We start from the raw sequence: 20,548 nt of genomic DNA, 5'->3' as shown, positions 1-20,548 counted from the left end.
GCCGTGATGCAAGAGCTTGAAACGCATGATCCGGTCGTCATCTTCGGTGCGTTCGATCGTCATAACTTCGGCGACCTGCTGTTCGCGCATATCGCGGCAAAGTTATTCGAACGTAACGAGCTGATCTTCGCTGGGCTCGCGCGGCGCGATATGCGCGTGTACGGCGGCCACATCGTCGAGTCGCTCGCGCAACTGGCCGCGCAATGGGGCCACCAGCGCGGCAACCAGCGCGTGCATGTCGTGCATGCGGGCGGCGAAATCCTCACGTGCTCCGACTGGGAGGCCGCGGTGATGCTGCTGCCGGCTGACGAAGCGCAGCGGATCATCGCGCGACTCGATCGACACAGCGACGAACGACGCGCGTGGGCGCATGCGCGCACGGGGCTCGATGCGCTGCTTCCCTACATGGTGTCCCGCGCGATGTTTCCGCGCTCGGCGAGCGTCACGTATCTGGCCGCCGGCGGCGTCGAGTTCGATCGGCTTGACGCCGGCATGCGCGCCGAAGCGCTGACGAAGCTCGCGCAAGCCGACGCCGTCAGCGTGCGTGACGTCCACACCCGCAACATGCTGGCCGCCGCGGGCATCGGCGCACGTTTGATGCCGGACCCGGCAGTCATGGTGGCCGAGCTGCTGGGCTCGCGGATTCGCGCACGCAGCGAGCAAAGCGGCGTCGCGCAGTTGCGCAGCGCGTTTCCAGACGGCTACCTCGCGGTGCAGTTCAGTGCCGATTTCGGCGACGACCGGACGCTCGGCGCGCTGGCGCGCGAACTCGATCGCGTATCGCGAGAGAGTGGGTTGGGCATCGTGTTTTTCCAGGCGGGCGCCGCGCCGTGGCACGACGATCCGGCGTGCTACGAGCGAATCGCGGCGAAGATGAAATCCACGGATACGGCAATCTTCCGCTCGCTGGATCTGTGGGACATCTGCGCAGTGATCGCGTCGGCGCGCGCCTATGCGGGCAGCAGTCTGCACGGGCGGATCGTCGCGATGGCGTTCGGTTTGCCGCGCGTCAACCTCGTCCATCCGGCGCACGCGCGCGACACGACCAAACAGTGCGCGTTTGCGGCAAGCTGGGAGCCGGCGGGCGTACCGGGCAGCGTCGGGATCGATGCGTTGGCCGAAGCCATTTTCGTTGCGCTGGCGAGTGAGCCCGCAATGCTGGCGCGTACGGCCAGCCGGCTGGTCGCCTGCTATCGGCGGGAATTCGCGCCGATGCGTGAGGTGATGGGGCTGGCGTGACATCCATCGCCGCGCGCGACGAGATGGTTCAACTCGCCGCCACCGCCGGCACCGCTCCCACCGCCGTGCCCGCGCGCAACTTCGCCGACTCGATCAACGCCAGCGCGCGCCGCGGGTCGTCGAGTTCGGTCAGGCACAGCAGTGCCAGGCGCGCCAGATACAGCGACGCCTGCGCTTCGCCTTCGTGGGTCAGCGTGTTGCACAGCGTCGTGTAGACGAGGTCGAGATCGCTATCGGTCATGATGGTGAGTGTCCTTGCGCGTTAGATCTTCAGCGTCGCGGCGAGCGCGTGCTGGACCGCCTCGGGGTTGCCTTCGCGCCAGCGGGCGAGCACGTGGCCATCGGGGCGCAGCAGATAGACGCTGCCGGGCTGGGCGTCGAACATCCGATGGACGTGGCCGTCCGGGTCGAGCGCGACGGTGCCGCTCGACGCTTCATGCGTGTCGGCCGCGACGATATCGACGAGCCGCAGCGCAACCTTCCTGCTCGCGAGCGTGCTTTGCAGCTGCCGCCATGCATCGGCATCGGCGTTGCTGTCGCAGTTGTTACCCGCATCTGGCGCCGCGCCGAAACGCAGCACCGTAAAACACGGTTCCAGCAGATCGGTCACATGAATGCCGACGGCCGAGCTATCGTTCCCCAGCCCAGGCCTCAGCAACCGGCATTCGGGTAGCACGGCGCCCGGCGCCGGCCCGCCGCTGAACGCGACCGTTTGCTCGCTCGCGAGATTGAGCGGCGAGAGCCGGTACGCGATCGCATGCGTCTGACGCGGATTGATCAGCGGCCGCACCGCCGCATGCTGCTGCGCGAGACCGAGCACCGCCGTGCGCATCAGGTCGAACGCAAAGGTGGGCGGCGCCATGAATTCGGTGCTCTTCATCCCGTAGCTCAGATTCTCGCGCGCCGCGTACACGCGCTCGTCGCTGTAGCTGTCGAGCAGCGCCGCCGACGCGCAGCCGTTGACCACGCAGCCGAGCTTCCAGCCGAGATTGTCGGCGTCGTCGATTCCGGAGTTCGCGCCGCGCACGCCGAAGATCGGCACCAGATGCGCGGCGTCGCCGGCGAACAGCACCGAGCCGTGTCGATAGCGTTCGAGCGTCAATGCGTTGGCCTTGTAGATCGTGATCCAGATCGGCGACCACGAGCCGGTTTCGCCCATCGAATCGAGCACGCTCTGCACGCGCGGCATCACGTTTTCGGGCAATACGGCGGCGTCCGGATCTTCGTCGTCGCGCAGTTGATAGTCGATGCGCCACACGTTGTCGGGCTGCTTGTGCACCAGCACGGTCGAACCGGGATTCGACGGCGGATCGAAGTATGCGAGCCGTTCGGTCGCGCGCGTCGTGTCGAGTTCGATATCGACGATCACATAACGGCCTTCGTACGTGGTGCCGCTCAGTTTCAGGCCGAGCAGATCGCGGATCGTGCTGCGTCCGCCATCGCACGCGACGACCCATTGCGCGTCCATTTGCCAGCTGGTGCCCGCGCACTGCGCAGTAGAAGCCGCCTCGCCAGCCGCCTCGCCGTCACTACCGCCGCCGCGCAGCGTCAGCGTCGCGCCGCCTTGCGGATGTTGCTCGATGCCGGTCACGCGGGTCTGCCAACGCACGTCGATCAGCTCGGGATGTCGTTCGATTTCGTCAAGCAGCAACTGTTCGATCTGGTACTGCGCGATGTTGATCATCGGCGGCAGCGATTGTTCGTCGTCCTGATGCATCGTGAAGCGGAACACTTCGGCGTCGCGATAGAAACTGCGCCCGCCGGTCCACGGCAAACCCTTTTGCAGAAAGCCGTCGACCACGCCGAGTCGCTTGAAAATCTCGAGGCTGCGCCGCGAAATGCAGATCGCGCGGCTGCCGGTGCAGACGCTGTCGTCGGCTTCGAGCAGCACCGAGCGCACGCCCTGGCGGGCGAGCGCCAGCGCCAGCGTCATGCCGACCGGTCCGCCGCCGACGATCGCGACGGAGCGCGCGGCCGGCTCGCGGCCAGCGACGAGCGGCGGCACCCTGGCCGGGTAGCGGCGCGGTTCGAACGGATAGGGGGTAAACGGGCGGGTCATGCGTGTCTCCGGTTTTTCTCAGGCGTCGGTTCGCGCGCCTGTCGTTCGCGTCAGTATGCAGCAGCGTTCGCGCGCCGCTGTCCTCATTTTGGGTACGACGCGGCGCGCGGGCGTAAAAAAACCGCGCGGTGCTGACGCCTCCGCGCGGTCGATCCCGCCAGGAAAAAGCGGCCCCGGTTCAGGCCGTCGGCGACGGCTGCCACACCTGTGCGGCATCGGTCGCGGCTCGGCACGCTTCGAGCATCGCGCGGAAGGTCGGCGACGCGTGCAGCTCGCCGGTCGCGTCCAGTTCGACCGTGTCGTCCGGCGCGTCGGCGGTCCCCACGCCGATCACCAGCGTCGCTTCCGGCCGCCATTCGCGGGTGCGCCTCAGCATGTTGCGCAGGTACGGCGGCGACTCCGGTGCGTCGAGCGACACGATGCAGATCACCGGCGTATCGCGCAAGCCCGGTTCGTCGGCGCGTGCGTGGCGATAGCCGGAGTGGGTCGCCATCAGCGGCGCGTAGCCCTGCCGGCCGAGCAGCTGCACCGCGATCGCGGTCGTCACTTCGTCGAACGCGCCGCGCCCCGGCACGCACAGCACCGGGGTCTTGCCGGTCTCGCGCGACTGCCGCGAGCGCGCGAGCACGTGACTGTCGTGGCGCTCCGAGCCGTGGCCCGCCGCCGGTCCCGCCACCGACGCGGCGGCGAACGCCGGGTGGCCGGCATCGAGCGGCTCGACCCGCGCGAGCGTATCGGGCAGGCCGTCGACGATTTCCAGGTTCTCGACGATATCGACCAGCGCGTCGTTGATCCGCTGTAACTGGTCCGGCATCAGCACGCCGCGCAGCGCGTCGTTGCGCGCGAGCCGCAGCCCTTCGAGCGCGACCTTGTCGTAGTAGTCGATCAGCGACATCTCGCGCAGCAGCCGTTCGGCCTGAACGATCGCCTCGTGCGGATCGTCGGCGAGCAGCCGCTGATAGAAGTTCTGCGCGGGCGTCAGCGCCGGCTGGTCGCCGAGCAGCACGGTCAGGAAGTTCAGGCGGTCCGCGTAGCGGCCCAGCGTGACCACGCACAGCGTCAGCGGTGTCGACAGCACGAGGCCGATCGGCCCCCACAGCCAGCTCCAGAAAATCGCCGCGACCACCACCGCGAGCGGCGACAGTCCCGAGCGATGGCCGTACAGCAGCGGCTCGACGACCTGCCCGGCGACCACGTCGACGACGATGAACAGGATCAGCGTATAGACGGCCATCGTCCATTGCGGCTGGATCGCGGCGGCCAGAAAGAACGCGAGGATCGCCGCGATCCAGATGCCGATATACGGCACGAAGCGCAGCAACGCGGCGATCACGCCGAACAGCAGCGCGCCGGGCACGCCGATGATCGCCAGGCCGATCGCGATCACGCCGCCCGCGCTCAGATTCACGCCCAGCTGCGCGACAAAGTAGCGCGACAGGCGCACCGCCGCGTCGTTGATCGCGGTGGTCGTGCGGTGCAGGTCGCGCGAGCCGAACAGGCTGATCAACCGGTCGCGCAAATCCTCGCGCTGCAACAGGATGAAGATCGTCACGACCAGCACGATAAAGGTCGTCTCCAGCGGCGCGATGGCCGGCGACAGCGCGCGCTGCGCGAGCTGCACCGGGGTCGGCGCGGGCGTGTGCACCTCGACCTGCTGCGGGACCGGCGGCGCGTTGCGCGCGGCGCGGCCGGTCGGGCGCGGCGGCGCGGGCCGCGACGGCGCCATCCGTTGCAGCGCGGTGGCCGCGCTGCTCATCAGCGAGTCCGCGCGGCCGATGGTTTTTTCCTGCACCGTCTCGATCTTCTGTTCGATCGCTTCCTGGTACTGCGGCAGGTCGCCGGCCAGTTGCACGAGCTGCGCGCCGATCAGCGCGCCGACCGCGAGCAGCGACGCGAGCGCGAACAGCACCGCGATGAAGATCGACGGCAACTGCCCCATGTGCAGCCGGCGCAGCATCTGCACCAGCGGCGCGAGCAGAAAGCTCAGCAGCACCGACAGCGTGATCGGTATCAGCACCGCGCGGCCGAAGTACAACGCGCAGACGACCACCACGCCGGTGATCAGCGACACCAGCCCATGCAGCCCCGGCGTGCCCGGCGGGTAAACGCGATTGGGCCGCCCATGCGGCGGCGGGAGCGATATTTTCATGTGAACAGAGGATTCCGGTTGGGGACGCGCTGCCGCCCGTTCCGCGGTTTAGCGCGTCAGCAAGAGCTATGCCCGAAATTGTAGGCGTTTTAGAGATGGCTTGGCCGAATGCCGCGTGGCGAATGCCGGATGCCGCGCGACACGGCGCGCGGGCCCAGCCCACGCTAGCCGAGCCGCACCCTCAGCAACTCCAGCAGCAGCGAACTCAGATACAGCAGCAAGCCGATGAAGCCGCCGACCAGCGTGCCGTTGATCCGGATGTACTGCAGGTCCTTGCCGATATTCAGCTCGATCTGCCGCGACATTTCGCGCGAATCCCAGTTCTTCACGGTATCGCTGATATGGCGGGTCAGAAAGTGCGCGAAATCTGGCGCCATCGCGCGCGCCGCTTCCTCCAGGTGATCGTTCAACGATTGCCGCAGCGCCGGATCGTTGGCCAGTTCGCGGCCGACCCACTGGCCCATCGCGGCGACCCGCGCGTGCAGCACCGAGTCGTCGCTGCGCAGATCGCGCTTGAGCCACGCGCGCAGATCGCCCCACATGTCCTTCACATACGCGCTGAACGCGTCGCCTTCAACCAGGTAGTGCTTCAATGCTTCGCCTTGCGCAATGAACGCCGGATCGGTCTTGAGCTTCGCGATCAGTTTCTGCACCGCCGCGTCGAAGCGCTCGCGCAACTCGTGCGCGGGGTTCTCGGCGATCTGCGCGAGCGCGCGATTCGCGGCCCCGGCGATCGCATCGGCGCCGCGCTCGCCGAGCAGCGCGGTCGGCAGGATTTTTTCCAGCGTCGGGTACTCGCTCTTGATCCAGTCGACGATCCGCGCGGCGATGAACTCGCGCGACGGCTCTTCGCGCAGCAGCGCGATCACCTGCTCGATCGCGGTATCGAGCAACTGCTGATGGCGGCCGTCGCGCGTCAGCGTGTCGAGGATCGAGCCGACCGATTGCGACAGATCGACCTTCGCGAGCACGTCGCGCAGCGCGCCGCGGATAAAGCTCTGAATCCGCGCGTCGTCCACCACATCGAGAATCCCGCCGGTCAGACGCACCACGTAGTCGCCAAGCCGTGCGGTGTTGGCCGGCTCGCCGAGCCACGCGGTGATGGTTTGCGCCGGATCGTGGCGGCGAATCAGTCCGACCAGCGACGGCACGTCGAGAAACTTGTCCTGCACGAAGCGCGCGAGGTTGTCGGCGATCTTGTGCTTGTTGCGCGGAATGATCGCGGTATGCGCGGACGCGAGCGGGATCGGCACGCGCCGGAACAGCGCGGCGACCGCGAACCAGTCGGCCAGCGCGCCGACCATCGCGGCCTCGGCAACCGCCTTGATGCCGTCGATCCACAGCCCGCGCGGCAGGAACGCGGTGACGACGAATACGCACGCGGCCGCGAGCAGCAGCAATAACGGTGTGCGTTTGGCCTTCTTCAGTTCGATGCTTTTATCCATCGGGGCAGGGTCCTTGCGGGCGGCGGCGCGGCCGCGTCGCCGTCATCATGCGACAGGCGCGGCGCGGGCGTCCAGCCTGCCTTCGCGGCGCGGGCCCGGCAAGGTAACATGCGCGGTCGAGCCCGGAGCCGCGCAGCAGGAAACGCGCCGCGAGCCGGGGCAACGCAATCGCAATGGAGGCACAGTGATCAGGTTTCTGCACACCGCGGACTGGCAGATCGGCACGCAGTTCGGCCAGTTCGAGCCGGACGAGGCCGCGCATCTCGCGCAGGCGCGCTTCGACACGGTGCGCCGCATCGCGGAAGAAGCGAGCGCGCGCAACGTCGACGCGGTGCTGGTCGCCGGCGATGTATTCGATCTGCAGACAGTGTCGGACACCGTGATCCGCCGTCTGTTCGCGGCGCTCGAGCCGTATTCGGGGCCGTGGCTCCTGCTGCCGGGCAATCATGACGCGGCGCTGGTCGAAAGCGTATGGACCCGCGCGCAGCGGCTCAATTGCATCGCGCCGAACGTGCGCGTGGTGCTCGAACCGGGCGTCGTGCTGCTCGAGGCGTGCCGCGCCGCGCTGCTGTGCGCGCCGCTCACGCAGCGCATCACTTACGACGACACCACCGCATTCTTCGATGCCGCGGATACGCCGCCCGGTTATCACCGGATTGGCCTCGGGCATGGCAGCGTCGGCGGGATTTTGCAGGAGAGCATCGATTCGTCCAATCCGATCGCGCCGACGCGGGCCGCGAGCGCGCGCCTCGACTATCTGGCGCTCGGCGACTGGCACGGCCATCTGCGGGTCGACGATCGCACGTGGTATGCGGGCACGCACGAGCAGGACCGCTTTCGCGCGAACGAGCCGGGCTTCGTGCTCGACGTGACCGTCAGCGAGCCCGGCGCGGTGCCGCGCGTCGAGCCGGTGCGGGTCGGTCAGTATCAGTGGCAGCGCTGGGACCAGACGATTGCGGTGCCGACCGATGTCGATGCGCTGAAGGCGCGGCTCGCCGCGTTGGGCCGGCACGATGTGCTGCGCATTGCGGTCGACGGCACCGCCGCGCTCGCCGATGCCGAGGCGCTGCATGTCGCGGTCGAACAAACGCGCGCGCGGGTGCGCGCGCTACGGGCCGATCTGAGCGGCCTGCAAGTGCTGCCGACCGCCGACGACCTCGCCGAACTCGGCGCGCAAAGCGGTTATCTGGCGAAGGTGGTCGCGCGTCTGCGCGGCTTGCAGGAGGACCCGGCCGCCGATCCGCAGCAGGTCAAGCGGGCGGCGGAAGCATTGCTGCTGCTCGCGCGCTTTCAGCGTGAACAGCAACCCGCGCAAGCGCGCGAACGGCAGCAGGGGCAGCTGGATCTGTCGCCCGAAGCGAGGTCCGCATGAAACTGCAACGCATTGCGATTCGGGAATTCAGGCAGTTCAGCGGGCAGCTCGTGATCGACGATCTGCAACCGGGACTGAATCTGTTCGTCGGCCCGAACGAGGCCGGCAAGAGCACGATCGCAGAGGCGGTGCGCGCGGTGTTTCTCGAACGCTACAAGGCTTCGCATCTGAAGGACCTGCTGCCCTGGGGGCTCGCGAACGGGCAGCCGTCGGTCGAGGTGAGTTTCGAACTCGATGGCGTCGCGTGCCGTCTGTCGAAGCAGTTCGTGTCGCGGCAGCGCTGCGAGTTGCGGATCGGGCAGTCGGTCTTCAGCGAGGACGAAGCGGAAGACCGGCTCGCCGCGCTGCTCGGTTTTTCGCGCGCCGCGCGCGGGCCGTTGAAAGCGGAAAACGCCGGGGTGCCGGGGCTGTTGTGGGTGCAGCAGGGGGCTACGCAGGAGTTGCGCGATTCGACCGGCCACGCCGCGCAGTATCTGCGCGACGCGCTCACGCAGTTGTCGGGCGGGCGCGAGTCGGCCGGCGAGGATGCGTTGATCGCGGCCGTCCAGCGTGAGTTGCGGCAACTGCTGACCGCCCGCACGCAGAAGGCGACCGGGCCGCTCGCCGAAGCGGAGCAGAAGCTGGCCGCGCTGAGCGCGAGCCGCGACGAGCTGCAACAGCAGCGCCAGCAGTTCGACGAGAACATCGCACGTCTGGCCGCGCAGCAGGAAGCGTTCGATGACGCCGAGCGGCGGCGTCCGTGGGAGCTGCACGAGCAGAAGGCCGCGGCTGCGCAGCAACGCGCGGCGGCGGTCGCGGAACTTGAGCGCAACCTGCAAGGACTCGACCAGTCGCTGCGGGTCGGCGAAGCGGAGCTGGCGGTAGCGGTGCAGCAGGAACAGGGCGCGCTCGAACTGGAAGCCGCGCTCGCACGTGAGCGCGAGCAGCTCGCCGCGCTGCGCGTCGAAGTCAGCGCAGCGCAGGCCGCGTATGCGCAAGCGGAAAGCAGCGTCGCGCAAGCCGAGCAGGCGGCAGCCGAGGCGAACCGCGCGCTGGAACTGGCGAACGCGGCGGTGAGCGCGGCCGACCTGCGTGGACAGATCGATGTTTATCGCGCGGAACGCGAGCGGCTCGAAGCGTCGATCGCCGATGCGGACAAGGCCAATGCAGCGGTGTTGCAAGCCGCGCAGGAAGCCGCCGCGCTCGAAATCGACGAGCGGCAGTTGAAGCAACTGGTCGCGCTCGATGCCGAACTGACCGTGCTGCGCGCGCGCACCGAAGCGGCGATGACGCGGATCGAATACCGCCTGAACGGCGAAGTGAAAGTCGGCGAAGAGACGCTCAGCGGCACCGGCGTGCTGCGCGTCGATGAGGAAAAGCGTATTGAACTCGGCGCGCTCGGCCAATTGCGGGTGATTCCGGGTGTCTCCGATCTGTCCGCGCAGTTCTCGGAACTGGCGACGCACGAAGCGGAGCATGGGCAGTTGCTGCGTTCGCTCGGCGTTGTTTCGAGCGGCGCCGCACAGGCGCGTCACGAGCAATGGAAAACGCTGGTCGCGCAACAGCAGAGCCACGCGAAAATCCTCGCGGTACATGCGCCGCAAGGGATCGACGCGTTGCGCGCCGCGCTGGCGGCGACGGCCGCGCGTTGGCAGGCGTCGAGCGAACGGCTGGCGAGTTTGCCGGACGTGTCCGCCGCGTTGCCGCTCGATGCGGCACGGCGCCATGCGCAGATCGCGCGCGACGCGCTGGAGGCCGCGCGCAAGGTGCTCGCGCAGGCGGCGACCGCGTATTCGAGCGGCGTCGCCCAGGCCGAATCGCTGGCCGCGCAACTGCAGCGCAAGGAAGCGCAGTTGAGCGACGACGCGTTCCGCCGCAATCGCGCGCAGTGGCAGGCACAGATCGTCGAGCAGCGCGTGAAGGTCGATGCGTTGAAAAACCAGCGCGGCGAGCGCGAACGCGAACTCGATGCCGCGCGGCTCGACGATCCGGCCGCCGAGGCGCTGCGCTATCGCGCGTCGGCGGATCTCGCGCGCGGCGAGCAGCACGAGCGCCAGGTGCGGATCGTGGAGCTGCGCAGTCAGCTGGAGACGATGGGCGCTTCGGGGCTCGGCGAACGGCTCGCCGCGCTCGAAGCTCAGGTCGAGCAGGCGAGCCGCCGCAAGGACGAGCTGAGCCTGCGGGCGAGCGCGCTGAGTCTGCTCGACGAAGTGCTGGTCGACGAACGCGACGCGGCGCTCGCGCAGCTACGCGCGCCGTTGACCGAGCGGCTCGGCCACTATCTGAAGCGGATTTTTCCGCAGTCGAGCGTCGCGCTCGGCGACGATCTGAGTCCCGCGATGCTCGATCGCGACGGGCGCTCCGAATTGCTCGACGCGCTGAGTTTCGGCACGCGCGAGCAGCTCGGGATTCTGACGCGGCTCGCGTATGCGGACCTGTTGCAGGCTTCCGGACGGCCGACGCTGCTGATGCTCGACGACGCGGCCGTGCATACCGATGCCGCGCGGCGCGACGCGCTGAAGCGGGCGTTGCTCGATGCGGCTACCCGGCATCAGATTCTGGTGTTCACCTGCCATCCGGAGCTGTGGGATGACCTCGGTGTCAGGCAGCGGGCGGTCGCGGATTTGAAGCTCGCTTGAGCGCGCCCGCTCACTCGTACCAGCGCGGCGTATAAACCCACCCGGCGCCGTGCGCGCCGGCGGCGGTAAAGCTGCGCGTCAGCGACGAGCCGACGATCACCATCGTGCGCATATCCACATCGGCGGAACGCAGCTCGCCGAGCGTCAGCGTGCGCAGCGTGCCGCCCGGTCTGCCGATGTCGCGCCCGAGCACGACCTGGGTCGAGGCCGCGCGATATTCGCGCACGATGTCGAGCGCCTTGTCGAGCTGCCACGGCCGCGCGCGCGAGATCGGGTTGTAGAACGCCATCACCAGATCGGCTTGGGCCGCGTGACGCAGACGTGTTTCGATGATCGTCCACGGCTTCAGGTTGTCCGACAGCGACAGCATGCAAAAGTCGTGGCCGAGCGGCGCGCCGGCCTGCGCGGCGGTCGCGAGCGCGGCCGACACACCCGGCACGATCGCCAGCTCGACGGCCGCCCATGCTTCGTTACCCGATGCTTCGAGCGCTTCGAGCACCGCGGCCGCCATCGCGAACACGCCCGGGTCGCCCGACGACACCATCACCACCGAGCGGCCCTCGCTCGCCAGTTCGAACGCATCGCGCGCGCGCTGCATTTCCTCGCGATTGTCGGTGCCGTGCACGCGTTGCCCGGCGCGCAGCGGGCCGGCCATTTTCACGTAGGTGTCGTAGCCGAGGATATCGGTCGCTTCGTTCAGCGCATCGCGCGCTGCCGGCACCATCAGATCGGCGCGGCCGGGGCCGAGGCCGATCACGGTCAGGCGGCCGCGCGGGCGGCCGAGCGTTGCGGGGTCGATTGCGAGCGCGGTCAGGGCGAGGGCGATGTCGGTTTCGTGGGCCGCCGCGGTTTGTGCGGCGCCGGGCAGCGTTTGGTGCGGGACCCGCAGGGCGCTGCGCAGCAGCGCGGCAGCGCTTGGCCCGGTGTTCTGTGCGGTGTTCTCCGCGGTGCTCGCGGCGGCGCTTGTGGCGGTGTTTGTGGCCGCATTTGCCCCCGCACTCGTGTCCGCGAAGCGCAGCGGCACGTTCAGCAGCGCTGCCGCCCCGGTGAGAGCCGGGTCCGCCATGCTCGACACGGGCGCGAGCAACGCGGCGAGCGCTAGCGGCGCGAGCGCGTGGGCGTTCAGTGCCGCGCGCACGCTTGCGGCGATTGCTTCGGCGGTTGCTTCGGCGGTTACTTCGGCCGCAAGCGCATCATCGGCATTCGCAGCGCCGCCAACCCGCTCGCGACCCATCGCCACCGCCGCCACCACGCAACGCGGATGAATCACCAACTCGTCCTCGCGCCCATCCCACGCGTGCGGCGTGACCCGGATCGCGAGCCGCGCATCCGCCGCGCGCGGCAACTGAGCGTCGTCGAGCCACGGCGCCGCGCCTTCGATCCGCGTGCTCTCTCCCGCCAGCAGATCGGACACGAAGCGCTTGCCCTGGCCCAGATCGGCGAGCGCATAGCCATCCGGCGGATTGAGCACGCAGGTGCCGAAGCGCAGCTCGCCGCTCGTCGTGATCGCCGGCGCGACCGCGAGCGCCGCGCCGATCTCGCGCGCCATCAGATTGACTCCCGCGAGGCCGCCGAGCAGCGGCACCACCGCGCTGCCGTCCTCGGCGACCGCGAGCACCGGCGGCTCCGCGCCCTTGTTCGACAGCAGCGGCGCAAGGCAACGGATCACGATGCCGGCCGCGCACAACGCGACGATCGGCGTGCCGCGCGCATACAGCTCGCACAGATGCGCGCCCAGTTCGCGGTACGACACATCGGCGTCGACCCGGCCCTGCAACGCATGTACCTGGCAATCCGTATGATCGGCAAACGGCGTATGGGCGGCGCGCTCGCGATACGACGCCTGAATTCGCCGCGCCGTTGGCAGCGCTCCCGCGCCGAGAATCACGATCGCGGGGGCGTTTATCCTTGCCATTTCTGCCCCGGCACGACCAGCAACGAAAAATACGGCGACGCCATCGGATCGACGTCGGCGAGCGGCACGATGCGCTGATTGCTCATCGTCGCGCGCTCCACGTACAGCGCGCGTTGCGCGAGGCCGAGATCGTCGAGCACGCGCCGCACCTTGTCGAAGTTGCGGCCCAGTTTCATGATGACCGCCGCGTCCGCATCGGCGAGCCGGCGGCGCAGGTCGGCCTCCGGCAACACGCCCGACAGCACCGACAGGCTCTGGTTGCGATACACGAGCGGCGCGCCGAGCACCGCCGCGCCGCCGAGCATCGAGCACACGCCGGGCACGACCTCGCTGTCATAGCGCGCGGCGAGCCGGTCGTGCAGATACATATACGAGCCGTAGAAAAACGGATCGCCTTCGCAGATCACCGCGACGTCGCGGCCCGCGTCGAGATGGCCCGCGACGATCTCGGCGGCGGTGTCGTAGAAGTCCGCGATGATCGCCTCGTACGACAGCGGCGGTTCGAGCGCTTCGGTGGTCACCGGATAGACCAGCGGCAGATGCTGCTGCGCGTCGTGCAGATGCGTCTCGATGATGCCGAACGCGTTGCCTTTCTTGCCCTTGGCGACGAAGTACGCGACCACCGGCGCCGCCTTCAGCAGACGCAGCGCTTTCACCGTGATCAATTCGGGGTCGCCGGGGCCGACGCCGATGCCGAACAGCGTGCCGCGAGTCTTCGCCGCGGTTCTGGGAGCCGTCACGGAGTCGGTCATTTATTCGGTCTCCGTAGCAAGCGCGTTGACCGCGGCGGCGGCCATCGCGCTGCCGCCGCGCCGGCCGTGCACGACCACGTAGGGCACGCCGCGGCTATCGGCGGCGAGCGCCGCTTTCGATTCGGCCGCGCCGACGAAGCCGACCGGAAAGCCGAGAATCAGCGCGGGCTTCGGCGCGCCCGCGTCGAGCATGTCGAGCAGATGGAACAGCGCGGTCGGCGCATTGCCGATCACCACGACGCTGCCGGCGAGGCGCGGGCGCCACAATTCGAGCGCGGCGGCCGAGCGGGTGTTGGCCAGTTCGCGTGCGAGCGTCGGCACGTCGGCGTGCGTGAGCGTGCAGATCACTTCGTTGCCGGCGGGCAAGCGCGCGCGCGTGATCCCTTGCGCGACCATCCCCGCGTCGCACAGGATCGGCGCGCCTTGCGCGAGCGCCGCGCGGCCCGCGCTGCCGGCGCCGGCGGAGAACGCGAGGTCGTCGACGACGTCGACCATCCCGCACGCGTGGATCACGCGCACCGCGAGTTTTTCGAGGTCGGCGGGGATGCGCGCGAGGTCGGCTTCCGCGCGGATCGTCGCGAACGACTGGCGATAGATCTCCTGACCGTCGCGTATGTAATCAAGCATTGGGGTTACTCCGGGCGAGGCGCGCGAGCAGCGCGGCGGCCTCGTCGATCGTCTGTTGGTTGGCGACGCAGCGGCCGAAGCCGGGGCCGCCGTCGCGTTGGTAAAGGTCGTAGCGGCCGGGCGCGCTCGCGAGCAGCGTGTACGGCGCGCAGTGCGCGGCCGCGCACGAGCGCGGGCAGCCGCTCAGGTGCGCGTCGATGCCGGCGGGCAGTTGTGCGGCCAGTTGCAGCGCGTCGCTCTTGGTGTCGGCGAGACCTTTCGCGCAGCCGCTCGAACCCGCGCACGCGATCACGTGCGCGATCGGCTCGGCCGGGTCGCACGCGAGCCCGAGCGCGATCAGTTTGGCCAGCACCGCGGGCACCGCGTCGGTCGGGATGTCGGGCAGCAGCACGCTTTGCCACGGCGTCGCATGCAGGCGGGCGTTGCCGTGGCGCTGCGCGAGCGTGGCGAGCGCGCGCAGCGTGGCCGCGTCGAGACGGCCGAGCGGCGGCTGGCCGCCGACGTGCCACAGACCCGCGTCACGTTGCGCGTGCGCGCCGAGACGGCGCGCGGCGTCGGCCGCGCGCGGGCGTTGCCAATGGCTGAGCGCTGCGTCGCGCGCGAGCGGGAAGTCGACGTAGCGTTGCGCGTGTTGCAGCAGCGCGTCGGCGCAGTGCAGCGCGAGCAGGTCGCGCATGCGGGTCGCGCTAGCGGGGGCCAGGTCGAGGAAGGTGTGCAGCAGCGCGCGGACGAGGGCGGGCACGCGGGACGGCAGCACCGCTGCGAGCGCGGCGGTGCCTGCACCAGTACCCGCCGGCTGCGGACAGCCGGCAAGGCCGAACACGAAGCGCACGCCGTCCGCGTCGCTCGATGCCGCGAGCCACACGTCATGCGGATGATCGAGCCGCGCGAGCCGTTCGCCGCCGTCGAGCAGCAACGCGAATTTCGGCGACAACGCCACGAAACGCGCGTCGCTTTGCAGCAGCGCGAGCAGTTCGGCGCCGAGCGGCGCGGTGTCGATCAGCGCGTACGGATCGCGGCCGGCGACCGGGCTGATCATCAGGTTGCGCACGTCGTCGGCGCAACTGAGCGCGGCGGTATTGGGCGTGCCGGCGTCGTTCGCCGCGAAGCAGGCGCTGGATTCGGCCGGCTCCATGGACTCCATGGACCCGGCGGACTCCACGGACTCCCCGGACTCGGTGGCTTGCGCGGACCCGGCAGAGTCGGCAGACTCGGCCCAGCCAGCAGCCGGACCCGGCCCCAGCCCCGCGCGCAGCAGCGCCGCGCTCAGCGTCGCCTCATGCCCGGCGCGCACGCCGCGCAGTTGCAGATTGCCGCGATTGGTCAGTTCGATTACGCCGTGCGCGTGCTTCGTGCTGAGGTCAGCGATCGCGCGCGCCTGAGCCGCGGCCAGTTCGCCGCCGGGTAGTTTGATCCGGCAGATGCCGCCGTCGCGCGCGGCGACGATGCGCACCAGCCCCGGGCAGGCCGAGGGTCGCGATGCGGTGAGCGCGTGGGGTAGAACGGTGGAGGGCGAAGCTCGATTCAAGAGGACACCGGGTTTAGCGTCGCGCGATGTGGGCATGGTCACGGCCTGGCTGTAGCGTGCCGCGGGAACGGCGTGAAGCATGCGGCGCGAAGCGCCGCGGGCGAACCGTGAACAATCAAAGCGGGCATTATATCTTTACGAGATGGCCGCGGCGCCGCTTTATCGGCGCTCGCCACGTGCGTATGAGCGTCGCTGCGGCAGCGCCGCCGGCCTTACGCGGGCGCCTCGGCCGGCAGCGCGTCGTGCCAGTTTTCGGCGTTCTCGCCATTCGGATGACGCATCCCGTGCGCGCTCAGCAAGCGGTACAGCGTGACCCGCGATACCCCCAGCTGCTGGGCGGTATCGCCGAGCTTGCCGCAATTGCGCCGCAGCGCGCGCTCGATCACCTGACGCTCGGCCGCCTTGCGCGCCTGCGCGAGTGTCGGCGGTTCGGTCTCGGGCAGGGCGGGCAAGCCGAGGTCGCGCGCGGTGATCCGGCGGCCTTCGGACATCACGATCGCGCGGCGGATGCGGTTGTGCAGTTCGCGCACGTTGCCGGGCCACGTGTAGTCGTACAGCGCGGCGATCGCGTCGCGCGAAAAGCCGTACAGCTTGCGGCCGGCGTCGTGTTTGAACTGCTCGAAGAAATGCCCGGCCAGCAGCTCGATATCCTTGCCGCGCGCGCGCAGCGGCGGCTGTTCGATCTGCAGCACGCAGAGCCGGTGATACAGATCCGCGCGGAACCGGTTCGCGGTGATCGCCGCCAGCAGATCGACGTGGGTTGCCGAAACGACCCGCACGTCGATCGCGATCGGCGCGTTGCCGCCGAGCCGTTCGATCTGACCTTCCTGCAGGAAGCGCAGCAGACTCGCCTGGCTTTCCAGCGGCATGTCGCCGATTTCATCGAGAAACAGCGTGCCGCCGGTCGCCGCTTCGATCCGCCCGATCTTGCGCTGCATCGCGCCCGTAAACGCGCCGCGTTCGTAACCGAAAAGCTCCGCTTGCAGTAATGAAGTCGGTATTGCGCCGCAATTGACCGCCACGAATGGCGCATTGCGGCGCGTCGACAGTTCGTGAATGGCGAGGGCGCTCAGTTCTTTGCCGGTTCCGGTTTCTCCTAAAATAAGAGTCGGTGCCTCGACGGTTGCGACCTTATGAATTATTCGCAATAACGTGAGCATCACTTCGCTCGAACCGATTATTCTGTTTTGTGCATTTTCATTCATTGCGTCACAGGACGCAGCCCCCGCCGCTGTTTCATGCATCAGGCATGAAACCGGGTGTCGACCACGTTCGTGAATAAAAGGCGCATGATATAACCATCCTGAATATATTGAGCAATTGTCGGATGAATTAATATTCGAATTAATGCTGCGGTGCGTCGGCGTCATTTACTAACTTTTACACTTGTTACGAACCGCGCTGCGATTATCTGAGTAATACGATTTCACGCTGCTGTTTTTCTAATTCTTTTTAATTGGCGACGGCGGCGCAGAGTTTTTTGCGGCGGGGGTATTGTGAAGCGGGGAAAGGAAATCCGCAGCGCGATTAATATCCGCCGCGGCGGCGAGAGGCGGCGAAAGGTGGCGAGCGGCGGCCGCTTCGGCGGTTCGCCGGCACCGCGGGCGGCGGCGCCGTTGCGGCCCGTCGCGAGTCCCGCCGGCCGCATCGCGGCGGTATCATGCGTGCTTTCAAAGCGCCCGCGCCGCGCGGGTGCCGAAGCGGGGCGACGATACACAAATGAGGATGAATGCATGCCGGCATGGCTGACCGTGGTGGGCATAGGCGACGACGGCTTCGCCGGTTTAGGGCGGCCCGCGCGGCTTGCTTTGCTGGGCGCGTCGGTGGTGTACGGCGGCGAGCGTCATCTGGCGATGCTGCCCGCGCGGCTCGCCGCGCGCCGCGCCGCGTGGCCGCGGCCTTTCGATCTCGCGCCGCTGTTGGCCGAGCGGCCGCACGCGGTGTGCGTGCTGGCGAGCGGCGACCCGATGCTGTTCGGCGTCGGCGCGACGCTCGCGCGGCATCTGCCGGCCGATGAGTTGCGGGTGCTGCCGGCGCCGTCGTCGCTGTCGCTTGCGGCCGCGCGGCTCGGCTGGCCGTTGCAGGAGGTCGCGACGGTGTCGCTGGTCGGCCGGCCGCTCGCCGCGTTGAACGCGCATCTGCACGACGGCGCGCGTATGTTCGTGCTGAGCGCGGACGGCCGCACGCCCGCGCAACTGGCGGCGGCGCTGACCGCGCGCGGCTTCGGCGCGACCCGCATCACGGTGCTCGAACATCTGGGCGGCGAGCGCGAGCGGCGCATCGATGGCCGCGCCGATCAATGGCCGGAAGGCGAGCTGGCCGCTCTCAATCTGATCGCGCTCGAATGCCGCGCGGCCGCGCATGCGCCGCGTCTGCCGCTGACCTGCGGCTTGCCCGATGACGCCTTTATCCACGACGGCCAGCTCACCAAACGCGACGTCCGCGCGATCACGCTCGCGCGTCTCGCGCCCGCGCCCGGCGAATTGCTGTGGGATGTCGGTGCGGGCAGCGGCTCGATCGGCATCGAGTGGATGCGCGCGCATCCGGGCTGCCGCGCGATAGCGATCGAAGCGCACGACGCGCGGCAGCGCTTCATCGAACTGAATCGCGATGCGCTGGGCGTGCCCGGCCTGCAACTGGTGGCCGGGCGCGCGCCCGCCGCGTTGCAGGGGCTGCCGGCGCCGCATGCGGTGTTTATCGGCGGCGGTGTGACTGAACCCGGCGTGCTCGACGCGTGCTGGGCGCGCTTGCGCGACGGCGGCCGGCTGGTCGCGAACGCGGTCACGCTGCAAGGCGAAGCGGTGCTCGCCGCGTGGCGCGAGCAGCACGGCGGCACGCTGACGCGCATCGCGCTCGCGCATGCGCAACCGCTCGGCGGCTTCGATACATGGCGCCAGGCGTTGCCGATCACGTTGCTCGACGTGACCAAGCCGGCCGAGCCGGCCACCGAGCCGTGATGCGCGACGAGACTTCCGAACAGCCGGCGCCGCTGCGCAGCGGCTACACGACCGGCAGTTGCGCGACCGCGACGTCGCTCGCGGCGGCGCGGCTGCTGCTCGCGGGCGAGGTCAGCGAAGTCGCCGAGATCGTGCTGCCGAAGGGGCAGCGGGTGCCGATGCGGCTCACGTTTTGCCGACTGCTCGAAACCGGCGACGGTGGCGAAAGCGACGAAAGCGGAGAAGGCAGTGACCCGGGCCGAATCGCCGAGGCCGGCACGATCAAGGATGCCGGCGACGATCCCGACGTCACGCACGGCGCGCTCGTATTCGCGCGGGTGCGTCTGCTGGCCGAGCCGGGCGTGCGGTTTCGCGCGGGGCCCGGCGTCGGCACCGTCACGCGTGCGGGGCTCACGCTTGCGGTCGGCGAACCGGCGATCAACCCGGTGCCGCGCCAGATGATGGCCCGCCATCTCGACGAACTCGCCGAGCAGTACGGGTATCGCGGCGGCTTCGAGGTGACGGTCGGCGTCGAAGGCGGCGCGCAGCTCGCGCTGAAAACGATGAACCCGCGCCTTGGCATTGTGGGCGGCCTGTCGATCCTCGGCACCACCGGCATCGTGCGGCCGTTTTCGTGCTCCGCGTATATCGCGTCGATCCATCAGGGCATCGACGTCGCGCGCGCGAACGGCTACACGCATCTGGCCGCGTGCACCGGCAACGCGAGCGAGGACGCCATGCGCGCGCATTACGGGCTGCCCGACATCGCGCTGATCGAAATGGGCGACTTCGTCGGCGCGGTGCTCAAGCATATGAAGCGCGCGCCGGTCGAGCGCCTGAGCATTTGCGGCGGCTTCGGCAAGCTCAGCAAGCTCGCGGCCGGCCACCTCGATCTGCATAGCCGCAACTCCAGCATCGATCTCGAACAGCTCGCGACGTGGGCCGCGCAGCACGGCGCGGACGACGCGTTGCAGGCGGCGATGCGGGCGGCCAACACGAGCCAGCAGGCGCTCGCGCTCGCGCACGCGCGGCAGGTGCCGCTCGGCGATATGGTCTGCCGGCGCGCGCTGGCCGTCGCGCGCGATATCGTTCCGCCCGAGGTCAACGTCGAAATGTTCGCGATCGACCGCCAGGGCAACCTCGTCGGAGTCGCGCGATGACGCGAATCCTGCTGCTCGGTGGCACCGGCGACGCGCTGAAGCTCGCGCGCGAACTCGGCCCCGCGCATGTGTACAGCCTCGCGGGTCTCGGCAAGGTGCCCGACGATCTGCGCTGCTCGGTCCGTGTCGGCGGATTCGGCGGCAGCGAAGGGCTCGCGCGTTATCTCGCGAGCGAACGCATCGGTCTGCTGATCGATGCGACCCATCCCTATGCCGCGCAAATCAGCGCGAACGCCGCGCACGCGAGCCGCGCGGCCGGCGTGCCGTGCTGGGCGCTGCGCCGTCCCGCATGGCAGCCGCAAGCCGGCGACGACTGGCGCATGGTCGGCGACTGGGACGAACTCATCGACGCGCTCGCGCCGTTTCGGCGCCCGCTGTTTACGCTCGGCCGCGAACCGCTCGCGCACCTGGGCGAGATTCCGCCGCATCAGTTCTGGACCGTGCGTTGCCTCGACGGTCCGGCGGATACGCAGCGCGCGCGGATCCTCGCGGCGCGCGGGCCGTTCACGCTCGATGGCGAACGCGCGCTGTTCGCACTGCAGCGCTTCGACGTGGTGGTCAGCAAGAACAGCGGCGGCGGCGCGACCGAAGCGAAGCTCGAGATCGCGCGCGAACGCGGCTTGCCGGTCGTGATGCTGCGCCGACCGGCGTTGCCGGCGGTCGAGCGCGAATTCGCCGGCGTGGCCGAGTTGCTGGACGCGTTGCGCGCGTGGCTCGGCGAACATGGCATTGAGTAACTGGAGTTCTG

General features: G+C 69.0%; 14 protein-coding genes and 1 pseudogene. 6 read left to right on the top strand and 9 right to left on the bottom strand.

The window, feature by feature from the left end:
* Positions 1 to 6: 6 nt before the first annotated feature.
* The gene (locus LJ656_RS21925; RefSeq protein WP_230511479.1) at positions 7 to 1,239 is read left to right on the top strand and encodes a polysaccharide pyruvyl transferase family protein; all 1,233 of its coding nucleotides are present in this window, start codon (positions 7 to 9) and stop codon (positions 1,237 to 1,239) included.
* A 28-nt stretch (positions 1,240 to 1,267) separates the two neighbouring features.
* On the opposite strand, the gene LJ656_RS21920 is transcribed toward LJ656_RS21925, so the two are convergent.
* The 4 genes from LJ656_RS21920 to LJ656_RS21905 all read right to left on the bottom strand — a co-directional run bounded on the left by LJ656_RS21920 (position 1,268) and on the right by LJ656_RS21905 (position 6,892).
* Entirely contained in the window at positions 1,268 to 1,480 is a 213-nt protein-coding gene (locus LJ656_RS21920) for a hypothetical protein (RefSeq protein WP_230511477.1), read from the bottom strand.
* Positions 1,481 to 1,501: 21 nt separating this feature from the next.
* A complete protein-coding gene (locus LJ656_RS21915) occupies positions 1,502 to 3,298 on the bottom strand; it encodes an FAD-dependent oxidoreductase (protein WP_230511476.1) in 1,797 nt (598 codons plus the stop codon).
* 178 nt (positions 3,299 to 3,476) lie between these two features.
* The gene (locus LJ656_RS21910) at positions 3,477 to 5,447 is read right to left on the bottom strand and encodes an AI-2E family transporter (protein WP_230511474.1); all 1,971 of its coding nucleotides are present in this window, start codon (positions 5,445 to 5,447) and stop codon (positions 3,477 to 3,479) included.
* Between the two features lie 164 nt (positions 5,448 to 5,611).
* Positions 5,612 to 6,892, bottom strand: a complete 1,281-nt coding sequence (locus tag LJ656_RS21905; protein WP_230511473.1) for a DUF445 domain-containing protein — start codon at positions 6,890 to 6,892, stop codon at positions 5,612 to 5,614.
* Positions 6,893 to 7,076: 184 nt separating this feature from the next.
* On the opposite strand from LJ656_RS21905, the gene LJ656_RS21900 reads away from it, so the two are divergent.
* On the top strand, positions 7,077 to 8,264 hold the full coding sequence (locus LJ656_RS21900) for a metallophosphoesterase family protein (protein WP_230511471.1): 1,188 nt from the start codon (positions 7,077 to 7,079) through the stop codon (positions 8,262 to 8,264).
* On the top strand, positions 8,261 to 10,882 hold the full coding sequence (locus tag LJ656_RS21895) for an AAA family ATPase (protein WP_230511470.1): 2,622 nt from the start codon (positions 8,261 to 8,263) through the stop codon (positions 10,880 to 10,882). The genes LJ656_RS21900 and LJ656_RS21895 overlap by 4 nt, the downstream gene beginning before the upstream one ends.
* A 10-nt stretch (positions 10,883 to 10,892) precedes the next feature.
* Here LJ656_RS21895 and cobJ read toward each other — a convergent pair whose 3' ends face one another.
* The 5 genes and pseudogenes from cobJ to LJ656_RS21870 form a co-directional block, all read right to left on the bottom strand.
* Positions 10,893 to 12,797, bottom strand: a complete 1,905-nt coding sequence (cobJ, locus tag LJ656_RS21890) for a precorrin-3B C(17)-methyltransferase (RefSeq protein WP_230511469.1) — start codon at positions 12,795 to 12,797, stop codon at positions 10,893 to 10,895.
* Positions 12,785 to 13,549, bottom strand: coding sequence for a precorrin-2 C(20)-methyltransferase (locus LJ656_RS21885; RefSeq protein ID WP_230511468.1), 765 nt, complete (start codon positions 13,547 to 13,549; stop codon positions 12,785 to 12,787). Before LJ656_RS21885 ends, cobJ begins: the two co-directional genes overlap by 13 nt.
* On the bottom strand, positions 13,550 to 14,176 hold the full coding sequence (locus LJ656_RS21880) for a precorrin-8X methylmutase (RefSeq protein ID WP_230511467.1): 627 nt from the start codon (positions 14,174 to 14,176) through the stop codon (positions 13,550 to 13,552).
* Positions 14,169 to 15,740, bottom strand: coding sequence for a precorrin-3B synthase (gene cobG / locus LJ656_RS21875; RefSeq protein WP_230511466.1), 1,572 nt, complete (start codon positions 15,738 to 15,740; stop codon positions 14,169 to 14,171). The genes LJ656_RS21880 and cobG overlap by 8 nt, the downstream gene beginning before the upstream one ends.
* Before the next feature lie 176 nt (positions 15,741 to 15,916).
* Positions 15,917 to 16,924: pseudogene (locus LJ656_RS21870) on the bottom strand (sigma-54 interaction domain-containing protein); the annotation flags it as partial.
* 513 nt (positions 16,925 to 17,437) lie between these two features.
* Between LJ656_RS21870 and cbiE the strand changes: the two are divergent.
* The 3 genes from cbiE to LJ656_RS21855 are packed head-to-tail and all read left to right on the top strand — an operon-like array spanning position 17,438 to position 20,537.
* Positions 17,438 to 18,661: a precorrin-6y C5,15-methyltransferase (decarboxylating) subunit CbiE gene (cbiE, locus tag LJ656_RS21865; protein ID WP_230511465.1), complete on the top strand. Its 1,224-nt coding sequence runs from the start codon at positions 17,438 to 17,440 to the stop codon at positions 18,659 to 18,661.
* Positions 18,661 to 19,800, top strand: a complete 1,140-nt coding sequence (locus LJ656_RS21860) for a cobalt-precorrin-5B (C(1))-methyltransferase (RefSeq protein WP_230511464.1) — start codon at positions 18,661 to 18,663, stop codon at positions 19,798 to 19,800. Before cbiE ends, LJ656_RS21860 begins: the two co-directional genes overlap by 1 nt.
* Positions 19,797 to 20,537 carry a cobalt-precorrin-6A reductase gene (locus LJ656_RS21855; protein ID WP_230511462.1) on the top strand — a complete coding sequence of 247 codons (741 nt, stop codon included), beginning with the start codon at positions 19,797 to 19,799 and terminating at the stop codon, positions 20,535 to 20,537. Before LJ656_RS21860 ends, LJ656_RS21855 begins: the two co-directional genes overlap by 4 nt.
* The last annotated feature ends 11 nt before the right edge of the window (positions 20,538 to 20,548 follow it).

This window comes from Paraburkholderia sejongensis (genome assembly GCF_020880815.1).
Taxonomy (GTDB): domain Bacteria; phylum Pseudomonadota; class Gammaproteobacteria; order Burkholderiales; family Burkholderiaceae; genus Paraburkholderia; species Paraburkholderia sejongensis.
This window is presented reverse-complemented; position numbering and strand designations above follow the sequence as displayed.

What these genes read in the sequence shown, in the direction of transcription:
- LJ656_RS21925 (WP_230511479.1), top strand. Translation starts at nt 7, where the DNA reads ATGCAAGAGCTTGAAACGCATGATCCGGTCGTCATCTTCGGTGCGTTC.
- LJ656_RS21920 (WP_230511477.1), bottom strand. Translation starts at nt 1,480, where the DNA reads ATGACCGATAGCGATCTCGACCTCGTCTACACGACGCTGTGCAACACG.
- LJ656_RS21915 (WP_230511476.1), bottom strand. Translation starts at nt 3,298, where the DNA reads ATGACCCGCCCGTTTACCCCCTATCCGTTCGAACCGCGCCGCTACCCG.
- LJ656_RS21910 (WP_230511474.1), bottom strand. Translation starts at nt 5,447, where the DNA reads ATGAAAATATCGCTCCCGCCGCCGCATGGGCGGCCCAATCGCGTTTAC.
- LJ656_RS21905 (WP_230511473.1), bottom strand. Translation starts at nt 6,892, where the DNA reads ATGGATAAAAGCATCGAACTGAAGAAGGCCAAACGCACACCGTTATTG.
- LJ656_RS21895 (WP_230511470.1), top strand. Translation starts at nt 8,261, where the DNA reads ATGAAACTGCAACGCATTGCGATTCGGGAATTCAGGCAGTTCAGCGGG.
- cobJ (WP_230511469.1), bottom strand. Translation starts at nt 12,797, where the DNA reads ATGGCAAGGATAAACGCCCCCGCGATCGTGATTCTCGGCGCGGGAGCG.
- LJ656_RS21885 (WP_230511468.1), bottom strand. Translation starts at nt 13,549, where the DNA reads ATGACCGACTCCGTGACGGCTCCCAGAACCGCGGCGAAGACTCGCGGC.
- LJ656_RS21880 (WP_230511467.1), bottom strand. Translation starts at nt 14,176, where the DNA reads ATGCTTGATTACATACGCGACGGTCAGGAGATCTATCGCCAGTCGTTC.
- cobG (WP_230511466.1), bottom strand. Translation starts at nt 15,740, where the DNA reads ATGCCCACATCGCGCGACGCTAAACCCGGTGTCCTCTTGAATCGAGCT.
- cbiE (WP_230511465.1), top strand. Translation starts at nt 17,438, where the DNA reads ATGCCGGCATGGCTGACCGTGGTGGGCATAGGCGACGACGGCTTCGCC.
- LJ656_RS21860 (WP_230511464.1), top strand. Translation starts at nt 18,661, where the DNA reads ATGCGCGACGAGACTTCCGAACAGCCGGCGCCGCTGCGCAGCGGCTAC.
- LJ656_RS21855 (WP_230511462.1), top strand. Translation starts at nt 19,797, where the DNA reads ATGACGCGAATCCTGCTGCTCGGTGGCACCGGCGACGCGCTGAAGCTC.